The 16314-nt window shown below is 65.1% G+C and carries 13 protein-coding genes; 6 read left to right on the top strand and 7 right to left on the bottom strand.

Translation table 11 applies throughout. From position 1 onward, the window contains the following. Positions 1-4: 4 nt before the first annotated feature. The 5 genes from M6E97_RS13835 to gloB form a co-directional block, all read right to left on the bottom strand. Positions 5-1087, bottom strand: a complete 1083-nt coding sequence (locus M6E97_RS13835) for a microcin C ABC transporter permease YejB (protein WP_034005420.1) — start codon at positions 1085-1087, stop codon at positions 5-7. 6 nt (positions 1088-1093) lie between these two features. After that, the gene (locus M6E97_RS13830; RefSeq protein WP_003087944.1) at positions 1094-2941 is read right to left on the bottom strand and encodes an extracellular solute-binding protein; all 1848 of its coding nucleotides are present in this window, start codon (positions 2939-2941) and stop codon (positions 1094-1096) included. After that, complete coding sequence (locus tag M6E97_RS13825) at positions 2938-4767, bottom strand: extracellular solute-binding protein (RefSeq protein WP_034005418.1); 1830 nt, start codon at positions 4765-4767, stop codon at positions 2938-2940. Before M6E97_RS13825 ends, M6E97_RS13830 begins: the two co-directional genes overlap by 4 nt. A gap of 190 nt (positions 4768-4957) precedes the next feature. Then, positions 4958-6562: a lytic transglycosylase domain-containing protein gene (locus M6E97_RS13820; protein WP_034005417.1), complete on the bottom strand. Its 1605-nt coding sequence runs from the start codon at positions 6560-6562 to the stop codon at positions 4958-4960. A 77-nt stretch (positions 6563-6639) separates the two neighbouring features. Continuing rightward, a complete protein-coding gene (gene gloB, locus M6E97_RS13815) occupies positions 6640-7416 on the bottom strand; it encodes a hydroxyacylglutathione hydrolase (protein ID WP_003087949.1) in 777 nt (258 codons plus the stop codon). A gap of 101 nt (positions 7417-7517) precedes the next feature. On the opposite strand from gloB, the gene M6E97_RS13810 reads away from it, so the two are divergent. The 3 genes from M6E97_RS13810 to dnaQ all read left to right on the top strand — a co-directional run bounded on the left by M6E97_RS13810 (position 7518) and on the right by dnaQ (position 9533). Next, on the top strand, positions 7518-8279 hold the full coding sequence (locus M6E97_RS13810; protein WP_003087952.1) for a methyltransferase domain-containing protein: 762 nt from the start codon (positions 7518-7520) through the stop codon (positions 8277-8279). Between the two features lie 2 nt (positions 8280-8281). Continuing rightward, positions 8282-8728 carry a ribonuclease HI gene (rnhA, locus tag M6E97_RS13805; protein ID WP_003087954.1) on the top strand — a complete coding sequence of 149 codons (447 nt, stop codon included), beginning with the start codon at positions 8282-8284 and terminating at the stop codon, positions 8726-8728. A gap of 64 nt (positions 8729-8792) precedes the next feature. After that, positions 8793-9533, top strand: coding sequence for a DNA polymerase III subunit epsilon (gene dnaQ / locus M6E97_RS13800; RefSeq protein ID WP_003087958.1), 741 nt, complete (start codon positions 8793-8795; stop codon positions 9531-9533). Positions 9534-9560: 27 nt separating this feature from the next. Here dnaQ and M6E97_RS13795 read toward each other — a convergent pair whose 3' ends face one another. Beyond that, entirely contained in the window at positions 9561-9950 is a 390-nt protein-coding gene (locus M6E97_RS13795; protein WP_003132809.1) for a nuclear transport factor 2 family protein, read from the bottom strand. A 193-nt stretch (positions 9951-10143) separates the two neighbouring features. On the opposite strand from M6E97_RS13795, the gene ldcA reads away from it, so the two are divergent. Together ldcA and M6E97_RS13785 are read left to right on the top strand one after the other, a co-directional pair. After that, entirely contained in the window at positions 10144-12399 is a 2256-nt protein-coding gene (ldcA, locus tag M6E97_RS13790; protein ID WP_033990382.1) for a lysine-specific pyridoxal 5'-phosphate-dependent carboxylase LdcA, read from the top strand. Between the two features lie 23 nt (positions 12400-12422). Then, positions 12423-13778 (top strand): amino acid permease, encoded by a 1356-nt coding sequence (locus tag M6E97_RS13785; protein WP_003087965.1) that lies wholly within the window; start codon positions 12423-12425, stop codon positions 13776-13778. On the opposite strand, the gene nhaB is transcribed toward M6E97_RS13785, so the two are convergent. Continuing rightward, positions 13762-15264 carry a sodium/proton antiporter NhaB gene (gene nhaB, locus M6E97_RS13780; RefSeq protein WP_003087967.1) on the bottom strand — a complete coding sequence of 501 codons (1503 nt, stop codon included), beginning with the start codon at positions 15262-15264 and terminating at the stop codon, positions 13762-13764. The two genes, M6E97_RS13785 and nhaB, sit on opposite strands and share 17 nt — an antisense overlap. 223 nt (positions 15265-15487) lie before the next feature. Here nhaB and M6E97_RS13775 point away from each other — a divergent pair, with 223 nt between their 5' ends. Next, positions 15488-16300, top strand: coding sequence for a crotonase/enoyl-CoA hydratase family protein (locus M6E97_RS13775; RefSeq protein ID WP_003087972.1), 813 nt, complete (start codon positions 15488-15490; stop codon positions 16298-16300). Positions 16301-16314 lie beyond the last annotated feature (14 nt).

The following is a 16314-nucleotide window of genomic DNA, read 5'->3' as shown; positions in this document are numbered from 1 at the left end:
CGGATTACTCCCGGTTCTCGAAGTCGATGCGCGGATCGACCAGGGTGTAGACGATATCGCTGATCAGCTTCATGACCAGCCCGAACAGGGTGAAGATGAACAGCGTGCCGAAGACCACCGGGTAGTCGCGGTTCATCGCCGCTTCGAAGCTGAGCAGGCCGAGGCCGTCGAGGGAGAAGATCACCTCGATCAACAGCGAACCGGTGAAGAAGATCCCCAGCAGCGCAGCCGGCAGGCCGGCAATCACCAGCAGCATGGCGTTGCGGAATACGTGCCCGTAGAGCACGCGGCGTTCGGTCAGGCCCTTGGCGCGGGCGGTGACCACGTATTGCTTGCCGATCTCGTCGAGGAAGCTGTTCTTGGTCAGCAGCGTGATGGTGGCGAAGTTGCCGATCACCAGGGCGGTTACCGGCAAGGCCAGGTGCCAGAAATAGTCGAGTACCTTGCCGCCGAGGCTGAGCTGGTCGAAGTTGTTCGAGGTCAGGCCGCGCAGGGGGAACCAGTCCCAGTAGCTGCCGCCGGCGAACAGCACCACCAGCAGGATGGCGAAGAGGAAGGCGGGAATGGCGTAGCCGACGATGATCGCCGAGCTGGTCCAGATGTCGAAGACGCTGCCATGGCGGACCGCCTTGGCGATCCCCAGCGGGATCGACACCAGGTACATGATCAGCGTGCTCCAGAGTCCGAGCGAGATCGACACCGGCAATTTCTCGATGATCAGGTCGGTGACCTTGGCGTCGCGAAAGAAACTCTGCCCGAAGTCCAGGTGCAGGTAGTTCTTCAGCATGATCATGAAGCGCTCGGGGGTCGACTTGTCGAAGCCGTACATGCGCTCGATCTCTTTCACCAGCTCCGGGTCCAGGCCTTGCGCGCCGCGGTATTGCGAGCCGGCCACGGCGACTTCGCCGCCGCCGCCGGAGATGCGTCCGGTGGCGCCGCCGGAAGCGGCGTCGAAGCCTTCCAGCTTGGCGATCATCTGCTCCACCGGACCGCCGGGAGCGGCCTGGATGATGATGAAGTTGATCAGCAGGATGCCGAACAGGGTAGGGACGATCAGCAGCAGGCGCCGCAGGATATAGGAGAGCATGCGGCGTTACTCCCGTTCCGGCTCGGCGTCTTGCGCGGCTTCGGCTTGCGCCTTGCTCGGCAGCGCCTTGTCGCTGGTCTGCCACCAGGTCATCAGGCCCCAGTCGTAGAGTGGCGTCACCTTCGGCCGGCCGAAACGGTTCCAGTAGGCGACCCGCCAGGTATCGACGTAGTAGTTGGGAACCACGTAGTAGCCCCACGACAGTACGCGGTCGAGGGCGCGGGTATGGTCGATCAGGCTTTGCCGCGAGTCGGACTGGATCAGGCTTTCCACCAGGCTGTCGATGGCCGGGTCCTTGAGGCCGATGAAGTTGCGGCTGCCGGCCTTGTCGGCGCTGCTGGAATGCCAGAACTCTCGCTGTTCGTTGCCTGGCGAGTTGGATTGCGGCCAGGTCGCCGAGGTCATGTCGAAATCCCGCGAGCGCAGGCGGTTGACGAACTGCGAGACGTCGACGCGACGGATCTGCATGTCGATGCCAAGTTCGGCCAGGTTGCGCTTGAACGGCAGGATGACCCGTTCCATGTTGGCCTGGAACAGCATGAATTCGAAGCTCAGTGGTTGGCCGTCGGGACCTACCATGCGGTTGTTCTCGATCCTGTAGCCGGCCTCGGTGAGCAACTGGTAGGCCTTGCGCCGCTGCTCGCGGATCACCCCGCTGCCGTCATTGACCGGATTCTGGAAGACCTGGTCGAAGGCCTCGTCGGGAATCTTGCCGCGCAGCGGTTCGAGGATCTTCAGCTCGGCTTCGCTGGGCAACTGGTGGGCGGCCATCTCCGAGTTCTCGAAATAGCTGTTGGTGCGCTTGTAGGAGCTGAAGAACAGCTGCTTGTTCGACCATTCGAAGTCGAACAGCAGGCTGATCGCCTGGCGTACCCGGCGGTCCTGGAACACCGGGCGGCGGATATTGAAGGCGAAGCCCTGCATCCCCACCGGGTTGTGGTTGTGGATGCTGGCCTTGATGAAGCGCCCGTCGCGCAATGCCGGCGACTCGTAGCCGGTGGCCCAGTCCTTCGCCGAATATTCGAGGTTGACGTCGTACTGGCCGGCCTTGAAGGCTTCCAGGGCGACCGACATGTCGCGATAGGAGTCGATGGTGATGGTGTCGAAGTTATAGAGTCCGCGGGAGACCGGAAGGTCCTTGGCCCACCAGTCCTTGACTCGCTCGTAGCTGATGGAGCGTCCCGGATCGACCTTGGCGATGCGGTAGGGACCGCTGCCTACCGGGATTTCCATGCCGGTCTTGGAAAAGTCGCGGTCGGCCCACCAGTGTTTCGGCAGGATCGCGATCTGGCCGAGGATCAGCGGCAGTTCGCGGTTGCCGGCGTGCTTGAAGTCGAAGCGCACGCGAAGCTTGTCCTCGGCGACCACCTTGTCGACGTCCGCATAGTAGTTGCGGTACATCGGGTCGCCCTTGCTCACCAGCGTCTCGAAGGTGAACACCACGTCTTCGGCGGTGACCGGCGTGCCATCGCTGAAACGGGCCTGGGGGCGCAGGTAGAAGCGCACGTAGCTGTTGTCCGGTGCCTTCTCGATCTTCTCCGCGAGCAGGCCGTATTCGGTGAACGGCTCGTCCTGCGACTGGAAGGCCAGGGTGTCGTAGATCAGGCCCAGCGAAGGGGCCGAGACGCCCTTGCCGATGAACGGGTTGAGGCTGTCGAAGCCGCCGAAGTCGGCTTGGCGGAGGATGCCGCCTTTCGGCGCATCCGGATTCACGTAGTCGAAATGCTTGAAATCGGCGGGATACTTCGGAGGCTCATCGTAGAGCGTCAGTGCATGTTTCGGGGCGGCGAGGAGCGGGCCGCAGCAGCCGAGCAGCAGGGCTGCCAGCAGAGGGGTGAAGCGGGGACGGATCATCGGGACGTCTCCAGGTTTTTCTGCCACCACGCGCGCAGGCCCAGGGTGTAGGGCGGGGTGGCGACGAAGGCGAAGCGGTTGCGGTACGCCAGACGGTGCGAATTGAGGTACCAGTTGGGAATGCTGTAGTACTGCCAGAGCAAGGTCCGGTCCAGGGCGCGCGCGGCGGCGACCTGTTCGTCGCGGCTGTGGGCGCCGAGCAGGCGGTTGAGCATGGCGTCGACCACCGGGTTGGCGATGCCCGCGTAATTCTTGCTGCCCTTGACCTTCACCTGGCTGGAGTGGAAGTACTGCCACTGTTCCAGGCCGGGACTGAGGGTCTGCGGCAGGGTCATGAGGATCATGTCGTAGTCGAACTGGTCCAGGCGCTGCTTGTATTGGGCGCGGTCGACGGTGCGCAGGCGCGCGTCGATGCCGATGCTGGCGAGGTTTTCGCGATAGGGCTGGAGAATACGCTCCAGGCTCGGATTGACCAGCAGGATTTCGAAGCGCAGCGGTTCGCCCTTTTTATTCAGCAGTCGGTCGCCGGACAGCTTCCAGCCGGCATCGGCCAGTAGACCGAGTGCATGCCTGAGGGTTTCACGGGGAATGCCGCGCCCCTCGGTGGTCGGCAGGCTGAATGGCTGTTTGAACAACTGCGCCGGCAATTGCTTGCGGTACGGCGACAGGTACAGCCATTCCTGGCCCTCCGGGACGCCGCTGGCGGCGAATTCGCTGTTCGGGTAGTAGCTGCGCGAGCGCAGGTAGGAATTGCTGAAGAGGGCGCGATTGGTCCATTCGAAGTCGAACATCTCGCCCAGCGCCTGGCGTAGCGCGCGCTCCTTGAACACGGCGCGACGGGTGTTCATGAACAACGCCTGGGTCTGGCTGGGGATCTGGTGCGGGATTTCCGTGCGGATCACATCGCCGCGCAGAACCGCGGGGAAGCGATAGTTGTTCAGCCAGTTCTTCGCCTGGTGCTCGATGTAGAAGTCGAACTCGCCGGCCTTGAAGGCTTCGAAGGCGACGCCGTTGTCCCGGTAGAAATCCACCACGACCCGGTCGAAATTGTATTTGCCGCGGTTCACCGGCAGTTTTTCGCCCCACCAGCCCTTCACGCGTTCGAACACCAGGCGGCGCCCGGGATCGATCTCGACGATGCGATAGGGACCGCTGCCCAGCGGCGCGGTGAAGGTGGTGGCGCGGAAGTCGCGATCCTTCCAGTAATGCTGCGGCAGCACCGGAAGCTCGCCCAGGCGCAGGATCAGCAGCGGGTTGCCGGAGCGCCGCAGGACGAAACGCACCCGGTGGGAGGTGAGGATATCGACCCGCTTCACCTCCTGCAGGTAGGTGCGGTACATCGGGTGCCCCTGCTTGACCAGGGTGCGATAGGAAAAGGCCACGTCGCTGGCGGTGATCGGCCTGCCGTCGTGGAAGCGTGCTTCCGGCCGCAGGTTGAATACCACCCAGCTGCGGTTTTCCGCGTATTCCACGCTCTTCGCGATCAGGCCATAGCTGGAGGCTGGTTCGTCGCCGGACGGGTCGTACAGGCCGGTGCCCACCATCAATGGTTCGTTCAGCTCATTGACGCCGTACTGGAGGAAATCGCCGGTGCCGATCGGGCTGGTGCCTTTCAGGGTGTAGGGGTTGAGCGTGTCGAAGCTGCCCGAGGCCATCAGGCGCAAGGTGCCGCCTTTGGGGGCGTCGGGATTGGTCCAGTCGAAGTGCTGGAAATTGGCCGGATACTTGAGCGTGCCGAATTGGGCATAACCATGGCTCTGGGTAATCGCGGCGAAGCTGGGCAGGCTCACGGCCAGGCCGAGGATCAGGAAGGAGAGGCGACGCATCAGGCGTGTGTCCGGGTCCTTGGCTATTTTTGACAACGAATCGTCAGGCAACAGTAACACCTTGCCCGCACAGGAAAAAAGAGGGAGCGCGGGCCTGGCCGGCCTAGGGTCTGGGGTTCTGGCCGCGCTTGCGAAAACGCCACGCCGGCAGGAGCGGGCGTGGCGTTTCGGGACGGCCTGCAATGGGCTGTCAGCGGCTCGCGGTGTCCAGGTACAGGGTCAGGGTCTGGCCGGGCTTGAGCGCCTGCTTGCTGCGCGGGTTCCAGCGCTGCAGGTGCTTCATCTCGACATTGAAGCGCTTGGCGATCAGGTACATCGAGTCGCCTTGCTTGACCTTGTAGTAGGTGGCGCTGTCGCGCTTGCCGGCGGCATTTCCCTTGCGGGCCGACAGGGCCTGGGTGCCGCCTTGCAGCTTGAGGGTCTGGCCGACCTTCAGGGCGTGCTTGTCCAGGCCGTTCCAGCGCTTCAGGTCGTTGACGTCGACGCCGTTGTTGCGGGCGATCTGCCACAGGCTGTCGCCGTTCTTGACCTTATAGGAGCGGGTTCTGGCCGGGGTGGAAGCCTGTCGGGCGAGTTGCTGGTAGACCGGCTTGACGGCGCCGCCGGCGATCTGCCCGGGGATGCTCAGTTGCTGGCCCTTGCGCAGGTGGTTGCTGGACAGGCGGTTGGCGCTCTTGAGCTCCGCTACGGTGATCCGATAGCGGTTGGCGATGCTGTGCAGGCTGTCGCCGCTACGCACCCGGTATTGCTGCCAGGCGGTGACTTCCTTCGGCTTGAGGGTGTCCAGCGAGGCGGTCAGGAACGCCGCTTTCTCCATCGGCACCAACAGTTGCTGGGGGCCGTCCATGGTCACGCGGCGCTTGTAGGCCGGGTTCAGCTGGTACAGCTCGTCCTCGTCCAGGTTCGCCAGCGCGGCGACGCTGGACAGGTCGATCCCGCGCTTGACCCGGACGGCCTGGAAGTAGGGCTCGTTGTTGATCGGGTTCAGGCTGATGCCGTAGGAATCCGGCGCCATGACGATCTGCGAGAGGGCGAGCAGCTTGGGTACGTAGTCCTGGGTTTCCTGCGGCAGCGGCAGGTTCCAGTAGTCGGTCGGCAGGCCCAGTTTCTCGTTGCGTTCGATGGCACGGCTGACAGTGCCTTCGCCGGCGTTGTAGGCCGCCAGGGCGAGCATCCAGTCGCCGTTGAACATGTCGTGCAGGCGCTCGAGATAGGTCAGGGCGGCGTTGGTCGAGGCGGTGATGTCGCGGCGACCGTCGTAGAAATTGGTCTGGCGCAGGTTGAAATGCTGGCCGGTGGCGGGAATGAACTGCCAGAGGCCGGCGGCGTTGCTGCGCGACAGGGCGAAGGGGTTGTAGGCGCTTTCGATGACCGGCAGCAGCGCCAGTTCGAGCGGCATGTTGCGTTCTTCCAGGCGCTCGACCACGTAGTGCATGTAGAGGCTGCCGCGCGCGCTCGATTGTTCGAGGAACGACTGGTTGCTGAGGAACCAGAGGCGCTGGCGTTCGATGCGCGGGTTGGTGCTGATCGCATCCTGGAGCTGGAAACCGTCGCGCATGCGGTCCCAGATGTCGTTGTAGGCGGCGTTCTGGCCGGGCTGGGTATGCAGCCAGGAGGGATTGAACTGGACGTCGACGGCTCGGGCGCCGGGACGTGCTGCTTTGGCCTGGGCCTCCCCCTTGATCTGGCCGCTGCCCTGGCAGCCGGCGAGCGCACCGGCGATGAGCAGGATGGACACCCGGACGGCGCGAGCCAGGGCGTCTAGATCGGGGGTTTTACGTGTCTGTGGCGGCATCGGCTGAGTGCTGTTCCGGGCAAAAATTCAGGCGATTCTAGAAATGACCTCAAGAGTGGTCAAGATTTCGCCAACCTTCAGAACTGGTCCTTCCAGGCCCTCAGGACGGCGAAAACCTCCTCCGGGGTGCGGTTTTGCTGGCCGCTCCGCTGGTCGGCTTTTTTCTTAACAGAATTTTCCGAAACGCGAAGAAATGGATTGGTCGACAATTCCAGCGAGATTTCCGACGGCAGGGTGATGCGATCCCGTTCGCGCAACCGGGTCGCTTCCTCGAAGCGTTCCCGCAGCGCCGCGTTGTCGGGCTCCACCGCCAGCGCGAAGCGCAGGTTGCTCAGCGTGTACTCGTGGGTGCAGTAGACCCGGGTGTTGGCCGGCAGCGCGGCCAGTCGCGCCAGGGAATGATGCATCTGCGCCGGGGTGCCTTCGAAGAGACGGCCGCAGCCGGCGGCGAACAGGGTGTCGCCGCAGAACAGCAGCGGCGTCTCCGCCGGGTGGTAGTAGGCGATATGGCCGAGGGTATGGCCGGGCACGTGGAAGATCTCGAAGACCAGGCCGAGCACCTCGACCCGTTCGCCGTCTTCCAGCGCCAGGTCGCGGGCCGGGATCTTCTCGTTGGCCGGGCCGAGAACCCGCGCGCCGGTCAGTTCCTTCAGGGCCGCGACGCCGCCGACGTGGTCGTGATGGTGGTGGGTCACCAGGATATCGCTCAACCGCCAGTCGGGATGGGCGGCCAGCCAGGCTTCCACCGGCTTGGCATCGCCGGGGTCGACCACCGCGCAGCGACGGCTTGTCGCATCTTGCAACAGCCAGATGTAGTTGTCGTTGAAGGCGGGCAGGGCGTCGATCTGTATCATGGGTCGATGTCGCTAAGCAGAAGTCATTGGCGCATAGTATTGCTTATTTTCCCGTCGTGCCGGCGTCCGTCGCCGCGAAGGGGAAGACGCTGGAGGTACGCATGAACGAACCGCAAGCCTTCGCCCAGACCGATGCCGAGTGGCTGGCATCGATCAACCGGGCGCGCGACTGGTTCCAGGGCCCGCTGGGCAGCCTGATGCTGGCCGAGGAGCGACGCCTGTTGTGCGACGAGCTGACCCGTTACTTCGGTGGCTACCTGGTGCACTACGGGCCGCATGCCGAACTGCCGCCGAGCACCGGGCAGATTCAGCGCGGCGTGCGCCTGGGGCCGCCGCTGCCGGGCGTGGACATCGCCTGCGAAGAGGGCGCCTGGCCGCTCAGCGAACATGCCGCGGACGTGGTCCTGCTGCAACACGGCCTGGATTTCTGCCTGTCGCCTCACCGTCTCCTGCGCGAAGCCGCGCGTACCGTTCGTCCGGGCGGCCACCTGCTGCTGATCGGAATCAACCCATGGAGCCTGTGGGGCATCCGTCATTATTTCGCCGGGGATGCCTTGCGCCAGGCCCGTTGCATTCCTCCGTCGCGGGCCTGCGACTGGCTCAACCTGCTGGGCTTCGCGCTGGAGAAACGGCGCTTCGGGTGCTATCGTCCGCCGCTTGCGTCGGCAGCCTGGCAATCGCGCCTGGCTCGCCTGGAGCGCTGGGGCGACGCCTGGCAGTCTTCGGGCGCCGGCTTCTATCTATTGGTGGCACGCAAGCTGGTCGTGGGGTTGCGCCCGTTGCGCCAGAGCAAGCGCGAACCGCGCGGTCAGCTGGTGCCCATGCCGGTGGCGAAAGTCAGCCGGCGAGATTCCGAAATTTAGGCATGACAGATAAAGAACAGGTAGTGATCTATACCGACGGCGCCTGCAAGGGCAACCCTGGGCGCGGCGGCTGGGGGGCGTTGCTCCTCTACAAGGGCGCCGAGCGAGAGCTTTGGGGCGGCGAGCCGGACACCACCAACAACCGCATGGAGCTGATGGCGGCGATCCAGGCGCTGGCGGCACTCAAGCGTTCCTGTCCGATCCGTCTGATCACCGACTCGGAATACGTGATGCGCGGCATCACCGAATGGTTGCCGAACTGGAAGAAGCGCGGCTGGAAGACCGCCAGCAAGCAGCCTGTCAAGAATGCCGACCTCTGGCAGGCCCTGGATGAACAGGTCGCCCGGCACCAGGTGGAGTGGCAGTGGGTCCGCGGGCATACCGGCGACCCCGGCAACGAGCGGGCCGACCAGTTGGCCAACCGTGGCGTCGCCGAATTGCCGCGCTGAGCGGCCACACCGAAACCAGCGTTCAGCAGCCACGGCTGCAGCGAAACAGAGAAAGGCTCTATAGATGCGTAGCGTCGTACTGGATACCGAAACCACCGGCATGCCGGTGACCGATGGTCACCGGATCATCGAGATCGGCTGTGTCGAGCTGGAGGGGCGCCGCCTGACCGGTCGCCACTTCCACGTCTACCTGCAACCCGATCGCGAGGTCGACGAAGGGGCGATCGCCGTCCACGGCATCACCAACGAATACCTGAAGGACAAGCCGCGCTTCCGCGAGGTCGCCAACGATTTCTTCGAATTCATCCGCGGCGCCCAGCTGATCATCCACAACGCGGCGTTCGATATCGGCTTCATCAACAACGAGTTCGCCCTGCTGGGCCAGCAGGACCGCTCGGACGTGACCGAGTACTGCTCGGTGCTGGATACCCTGCTGATGGCCCGCGAGCGCCATCCGGGCCAGCGCAACAACCTCGATGCGTTGTGCAAGCGCTACGGCGTGGACAACTCCGGCCGCGACCTGCACGGCGCGTTGCTCGACGCCGAGATCCTCGCCGACGTCTACCTGGCGATGACCGGCGGCCAGACCAGCCTGTCGCTGGCCGGCAGCGGCGCGGAAGGCGACGGCAGCGGCCGGCCGATGGTCAGCCCGATCCGTCGGCTCGATCCGGCGCGGGTCGCCACCCCGGTGCTGCGCGCCAACGCCGAAGAGCTGGCTGCGCATGCGGCGCGGCTGGCGGTGATCGAGAAGTCGGCAGGTGGTCCGTCGCTCTGGGCGCAACTGGAAGCGCCGGTCGGCGAATAGCCTGCCCATGCACCACGGGCGCCGCGTTCAGCGCGTCGCCCGCTCCACCAGCAAGGTGTCGCAGAACTGCTCGAAACGGCGGATCCTGCCGTCCTCCACCGTCCATACGTGTGCCACGCGCGCTTCGAACGACTTGCCGCTGCGACGGTGGGTCGCTGCATATCGACCGACGGCGACCACGCTGTCGCCGCCGTCGATCAGGCGCTCGATCTCGACCCTGAAGCCCTCCCAGTCCCGCTGCAAGGCCTGGAACACACCGGCGCCGATGGCGGCCGCGCCGACATAGGTGCCGGCCAGCGGGAAACCGGCCATTTCCGTCCATTCGGTGCGTTCGTCCATGTCCGCCAGCATTCCGGCGAGGTCCCCACGGCTAGAGGCCGCATAGTGATCGCTGACGATCCGATAAGCGCTGCGCATCGTTGTCGCTCCGTAGCAGGGCAGAGAGGTCCATGCTCCTCGCTGGCGGGAGCGGAGGCAAGCGCGGCGCGCCGACTTGTGTTGCCGCGACCTTTTCTTACAAGGGCAAGCCGCCGGGGGTTACGCGCGTGCCGGCAAGTCTCTACCCTGAGCCGACCGGCGGGGTTCGCCCGCCTGCTGCTCGGGATCAACAATGTATAAAGACCTCAAATTTCCCGTCCTCATCGTCCATCGCGACATCAAGGCCGACACCGTTGCCGGCGAACGCGTGCGGGGCATCGCCCACGAACTGGAGCAGGACGGCTTCAGCATTCTCTCCACCGCCAGCTCCGCCGAGGGGCGCATCGTCGCTTCCACCCACCACGGCCTGGCCTGCATCCTGGTCGCCGCCGAAGGTGCCGGGGAAAACCAGCGCCTGCTGCAGGATGTGGTCGAACTGATCCGCGTGGCCCGCGTGCGGGCGCCGCAATTGCCGATCTTCGCCCTCGGCGAGCAGGTGACCATCGAGAACGCGCCGGCCGAGTCCATGGCCGACCTGCACCAGTTGCGCGGCATCCTCTACCTGTTCGAAGACACCGTGCCGTTCCTCGCCCGCCAGGTCGCCCGGGCGGCGCGCAACTACCTGGCCGGGCTGCTGCCGCCATTCTTCCGCGCGCTGGTCGAGCATACCGCGCAGTCCAACTATTCCTGGCATACGCCGGGCCACGGCGGCGGTGTCGCCTATCGCAAGAGCCCGGTGGGACAGGCCTTCCACCAGTTCTTCGGGGAGAACACGCTGCGTTCCGACCTGTCGGTCTCGGTCCCCGAGCTGGGCTCGCTGCTCGACCATACCGGCCCCCTGGCCGAGGCCGAGGACCGTGCCGCGCGCAATTTCGGCGCCGACCATACCTTCTTCGTAATCAATGGCACTTCCACCGCGAACAAGATCGTCTGGCATTCCATGGTCGGTCGCGAAGACCTGGTGCTGGTGGACCGCAACTGCCACAAGTCGATCCTCCACTCGATCATCATGACCGGGGCGATACCGCTCTACCTCACTCCGGAACGCAACGAACTGGGAATCATCGGGCCGATCCCGCTGAGCGAATTCAGCAAGGAGTCGATTGCCGCGAAGATCGCCGCCAGTCCGCTGGCGCGCGGTCGCGAGCCGAAGGTGAAGCTGGCGGTGGTGACCAACTCCACCTACGACGGCCTGTGCTACAACGCCGAGCTGATCAAGCAGACCCTCGGCGACAGCGTCGAGGTGCTGCACTTCGACGAGGCCTGGTACGCCTATGCCGCGTTCCACGAGTTCTACGACGGACGCTATGGCATGGGCACCTCGCGCAGCGAGGAGGGCCCCCTGGTGTTCGCCACCCACTCCACGCACAAGATGCTCGCCGCCTTCAGCCAGGCCTCGATGATCCACGTGCAGGATGGCGGGACCCGGAAGCTGGACGTGGCGCGCTTCAACGAAGCCTTCATGATGCACATCTCGACCTCGCCGCAGTACGGCATCATCGCTTCGCTGGACGTGGCTTCGGCGATGATGGAAGGGCCCGCCGGGCGTTCGCTGATCCAGGAGACCTTCGACGAGGCCCTCAGCTTCCGCCGGGCCCTGGCCAACGTACGGCAGAACCTGGACCGGAACGACTGGTGGTTCGGCGTCTGGCAGCCGGAGCAGGTGGAGGGCACCGATCAGGTCGGCACCCATGACTGGGTGCTGGAGCCGAGCGCCGACTGGCACGGCTTCGGCGATATCGCCGAAGACTACGTGCTGCTCGATCCGATCAAGGTCACCCTGACCACCCCGGGCTTGAGCGCCGGCGGCAAGCTCAGCGAGCAGGGGATTCCGGCTGCCATCGTCAGCCGCTTCCTCTGGGAGCGCGGGCTGGTGGTGGAGAAAACCGGTCTCTACTCCTTCCTGGTGCTGTTCTCGATGGGCATCACCAAGGGCAAGTGGAGCACCCTGGTCACCGAACTGCTCGAATTCAAGCGCTGTTACGACGCCAACCTGCCGCTGCTCGACGTCTTGCCCTCCGTGGCCCAGGCCGGCGGCAAGCGCTACAACGGCGTGGGCCTGCGCGACCTCAGCGACGCCATGCACGCCAGCTACCGCGACAACGCCACGGCGAAGGCCATGAAGCGCATGTACACGGTGCTGCCGGAGGTCGCGATGCGGCCGTCCGAGGCCTACGACAAGCTGGTGCGCGGCGAGGTCGAGGCGGTACCGATCGCTGGGTTGGAAGGGCGCATCGCTGCCGTCATGCTGGTACCCTATCCGCCGGGTATCCCGCTGATCATGCCGGGTGAGCGCTTCACCGAGGCGACCCGCTCGATCCTCGACTATCTCGAGTTCGCGCGGACCTTCGAGCGCGCCTTCCCTGGTTTCGACTCCGATGTGCACGGCCTGCAGCATCAGGACGGACCGTCCGGGCGCTGCTATACCGTTGAATGCATAAAAGAATGAGGCCGACAGGCTAAGGGGTGTCGATGGCGGGGGGAGAGAAGGCCGGCAAGCGCGGCATGGGGTTCTGGACCTGCAGCGCGCTGGTGATCGGCAACATGGTCGGTTCGGGAGTCTTCCTGCTTCCCTCCAGCCTGGCGGCGTTCGGCGGGCTCAGCCTGTTCGGCTGGCTGGTGTCGAGCACCGGCGCGGTGCTGCTGGCGCTGACCTTCGCCCGCCTGGCGCGGGTCAACCCCGGCGCCGGCGGCCCCTACGCCTATACCCGCGACGGTTTCGGCAGCTTCGCCGGCTACCTGTGCGCCTGGACCTACTGGAAAGCCGCCTGGATCGGCAACGCGGCGATTGCCGTGACCCTGGTCGGCTACCTGCGGGTGTTCATCCCGGCGCTGGCGGATCCGCTGTTGATGGTCTGCGTGGCCATCGCCGCGATCTGGCTGTGCACCCTGATCAACCTGCGAGGCATCGGCACCTTCAGCGTGGTGCAGAACCTGCTGACCATCCTCAAGCTGCTGCCGTTGTTGCTGGTCGGTATCCTCGGCTGGTTCCACTTCAATCCCGAGCACCTGGCGATCCCGGCGCGCAGCGAACTGCCGAACATGGGCTATGCCCAGGCGATCGCCACCACCGCGGCGCTGACCCTGTGGTCGTTCATCGGCCTGGAGTCGGCCACCGTGCCGGCCGACGACGTCGAGGATCCGCGCCGCACCATTCCCCGCGCGACCCTGTTCGGCACGCTGGCCGCGGCGGCCCTCTACATCCTCTCGATCACTGCGGTGCAGGGCCTGATGCCGCCGGAGGTGCTGGCCCGCTCCACCTCGCCGTTCGCCGACGCGGCGCGGATCCTGATGGGCGACTGGGGCTACTACCTGGTGGCTGCCGGGGCGGTGATCGCCTGCCTGGGCGCGCTCAATGGCTGGGTCCTGTTGCAGGGCCAGATCCCGGTGGCTCCGGCGCGCGACGGGCTGTTCCCGGAGTCGCTCGGCCAGCTCAACAAGAACGGCGCGCCGGCCCACGGCCTGCTGGCCTCGGGGCTGCTGGTGACGGCGCTGGTGATGGTCGACGGGCATGGCGACCTGGTCGATGTGTTCAACGTGATCATCCTGCTCGGCACCATGACCGGGGTGGTCCCCTACGCGTTCTGCACCGCCGCGCTGTTGCAACTGCTGGCGGTGCGACCGGACGAGTTCTCGCCGCGTTCACGCCGGCAATTGCTGGTGATCGGCTCGCTGGGCTTCGCCTACTCGCTATGGGCGCTGTATGGCACCGGCCAGCAGGCGATCTTCTGGGGCTTCCTGGTGCTGATGGCCGGTATCCCGATGTACACCTGGCGGCAATGGCGCAACCAGGTCAACGGAGTGCCGACGCTCAAAGCCAATGACTGACCGCCCACCAGCCCAGGCCGCCCATCACCAGGGTGTAGGGTAGCGCCATCCAGACCATGCGGCCGTAGGACAGGCGCACCAGCGGGGCGATGGAGGAGGTCAGCAGGAAGAGGAACGCCGCCTGGCCGTTGGGCGTCGCTACGCTGGGCAGGTTGGTGCCGGTATTGATCGCCACCGCCAGGGTGTCGAAATGCTCGCGGCTCATGTGGCCGGCATCCAGCGCCTGTTTCACCTCGGTGATGTAGATGGTGGCGACGAATACGTTGTCGCTGATCGCCGAGAGCAGGCCGTTGGCGATGAACAGCATGCCCGGCTGGCGTTCCGCCGGCAGCGCCAGCACCGCCTGGATGATCGGGGTGAACAGGTGCTGCTGGTGGATCACCGCGACCACCGCGAAGAACACCACCAGCAGCGCAGTGAACGGCAGGGCTTCCTGGAAGGCGCGGCCGATCTGGTGTTCGTCGGTGACGCCGGTGAAGGCAGTGATCAGCACGATCACCAACAGGCCGATCAGGCCGACCTCGGCGACATGCAGGGCCAGCCCGACGATCAGTACCAGCGCCGCCAGGGCCTGCACCAGCAGCGCGGCCTTCTGCTGCGCTCCGCGTTTGCGGCTTTCGCTGGCGGCGTACTCGGCGAGCACCTGGCGCACCGCCGCCGGCAACTGGGCGCCATAGCCGAAGCGGCGGCTCTTCTCCAGCAGCACGCAGGTCAGCAGGCCGGCCGCCAGTACCGGCATGGATACCGGCGCGACCTGGCGGAAGAACTCGACGAAATGCCAGCCGGCCTCGTGGCCGATCAGCAGGTTCTGCGGTTCTCCCACCAGGGTGCAGACGCCGCCCAGTGCGGTGCCGACCGCCGCGTGCATGAGCAGGCTGCGGAGGAAGGCGCGGAATTCTTCGAGATGGGCCCGGTGCAGCTCCGGGACCTGGCGGTCGGTGGCGGGATCGTAGTCCTCGCTGGCGCGCTGCCCCGAAGCGACCCGGTGGTACACGGCGAAGAATGCCACCGCCACGCTGATCACCACGGCGGTCACGGTGAGGGCGTCGAGGAAGGCCGAGAGGAGGGCGGCCAGCAGGCAGAACAGGAGCGATAGCAGGGCCTTCGAGCGCACGCCGAGCAGCAGGCGGGAAAACAGCAGGAGCAGCAGGTCCTTCATGAAGTAGATGCCGGCGACCATGAACATCAGCAGCAGGAGCACCGGGAAGTTGTGCTGCAACTCCGCATAAAGCGCCTCGGGGGTAGCCAGGCCGAGCAACAGCGCCTCCAGCACCAGCAGGCCGCCCGGCTGCAGCGGATAGCATTTCAGCGCCATGGCCAGGGTGAAGATGAACTCGCCGACCAGCACCCAGGCGCTTGTCACCGGCCCGGCCAGCCATAGCAGCAGGGGATTGAGCAAGAGGAAGGCGAGCACCGTCAGCTTGTACCAGCGCGGTGAATGCCCGAGGAAGTTCTGTGCGAAAGCCTGGCTCAGGGGACTGCTCACGATGGACTCCACGGCAAGGAAAAGACTGAAAATGCCAGCAGGACTTTCGTTGGATCAAGCGTTTAGCGCAATCATCGAAGAGATTGCGGTATCAATGGGCGTGCCGTGCATCACATAGTGCAGCATCGACATTTGGCTCGCCCTTGTTATAGTTGCGGGATTTTCCGCACAACAAAAATCTCTGCGTTCTGACAGCGCAGTTGCTCTGCCGAGGACTATCGCCGTGACCGAGTACAACGCATTCCGTGTGGAGCTGGCAGACAAGATCGCCCACGTCCAGATCAACCGTCCGGACAAGATCAATGCCATGAACCAGGACTTCTGGCGCGAGATCATCGAGATCTTCCGCTGGGTCGACGATACCGACGAAGTGCGGGTGGTCGTGCTGTCCGGGGCGGGCAAGCATTTTTCCTCGGGGATCGACCTGATGCTGCTGGCCCAGGTCGGCAGCCAACTGGGCAAGGACGTCGGCCGCAACGCCGACGCCCTGCGTCGCAAGATCCTCGAGCTGCAGGCCTCGTTCAACGCGGTCGACAACTGCCGCAAGCCGGTGCTCGCGGCGATCCAGGGCTACTGCCTGGGCGGCGCCATCGACCTGGTCTCGGCCTGCGACATGCGCTACTCGACCGCCGACGCGCAGTTCTCGATCAAGGAGATCGACATCGGCATGGCCGCCGACGTCGGCACCCTGCAGCGCCTGCCGCGGATCATCGGCGATGGCATGATGCGTGAGCTGGCCTACACCGGGCGCATGGTCGACGGCGAAGAGGCACGGAGCATCGGCCTGGTCAATCGTACCTACGCGGACCAGGCCGCATTGATGGATGGGGTCTTCGAACTGGCGCGGCAGATCGCTGCGAAGTCGCCGATCGCCATCCGTGGTACCAAGGAAATGATCCGCTATATGCGCGACCACCGGGTCGACGACGGCCTCGAGTACGTCGCTACCTGGAACGCCGCCATGCTCCAGTCCGCCGACCTGCGGGTGGCGATGGCCGCGCATATGGCCAAGCAGAAGCCGGAATTCGCTGATTGATGCCGTTGTATATT

Source organism: Pseudomonas sp. B111 (genome assembly GCF_026428275.1).
GTDB classification, from domain to species: domain Bacteria; phylum Pseudomonadota; class Gammaproteobacteria; order Pseudomonadales; family Pseudomonadaceae; genus Pseudomonas; species Pseudomonas aeruginosa.
This window is presented reverse-complemented; position numbering and strand designations above follow the sequence as displayed.